Source organism: uncultured Lacinutrix sp. (assembly GCF_947500325.1).
GTDB lineage: Bacteria > Bacteroidota > Bacteroidia > Flavobacteriales > Flavobacteriaceae > Lacinutrix.
In genome coordinates this window covers 1-854 of record NZ_CANMRQ010000070.1, presented here as the reverse complement: position 1 = coordinate 854, position 854 = coordinate 1, and the positions used below count along the sequence as shown (strand labels likewise).

General features: G+C 29.7%; 1 protein-coding gene. It reads right to left on the bottom strand.

The window, feature by feature from the left end:
* Positions 1-202: 202 nt before the first annotated feature.
* Positions 203-718, bottom strand: a complete 516-nt coding sequence (locus tag Q0997_RS20200) for a hypothetical protein (RefSeq protein WP_299892519.1) — start codon at positions 716-718, stop codon at positions 203-205.
* Positions 719-854: the final 136 nt, after the last annotated feature.

The following is an 854-nucleotide window of genomic DNA, read 5'->3' as shown; positions in this document are numbered from 1 at the left end:
CTTTGTTTCGTTATTCCTAAACTCTAAATGAGTGAACGAGGACTTTAAATTAGTTAACTTTTAATGTTTGCTAACGTTTTATGTATGGTTTCGTTGCTGAAACACTAAGTTAGTAAAAAGAACCTGACCATTGTTTAGAGGCGAGGATTTTCCGATAGGGAAATCAGCAGCAATGAACTATACATTTTGTTACCACCAGTACTTATTTGTTTAGTTTCTTTTTCATTTCGTTAGCGTGATTAGGAATCTGAATCTCAAGGTTTTTATAGTAGGCTAATTTGCTATCACCATATTTTCCATTAGGTCTTATCCATCTAATCAGTTGTCCGTTATAAAAGTAATACATATCCTCAGAGCTAGTAGTCTTTTTAATGTCGAAGCTCTCAGAGTCATTATTCTTTTTTGCTTCTTTTTCATTCCAATATATTGGTCTGTTGTAGCGGTAATCAGAATCATATACGAAGAATAGTTGTTCTTTATTAAAATAATATTCAATTTTTCTTTTTCCAGTTTCACCGAAAGAAAGAACTTCAATCAGTTTTATATTATTTTTATCATAATATCCAATAATTTGTTTTCCTTCATTAGATTCATTAGCGCTATTTATAACTTTCTTGTCGTAATTATAAAGACAGTCTTTGATTTGATCATATTCTTTTTTGAAATTATTAATTATCTCATCATTTGATTGCGTAATAGTTGATTTAGTAGTGATCAATAGAAGTATGACAATATTAATAAATTTAGCTATTTTCATATGAGTGACTTCATTGGTGGTAACGTTAGATGTATAGTTAGTAACGACCGTAGGGAGATATTGACTATACATTGTGTTGTGTGCTTTATGCTTTTAA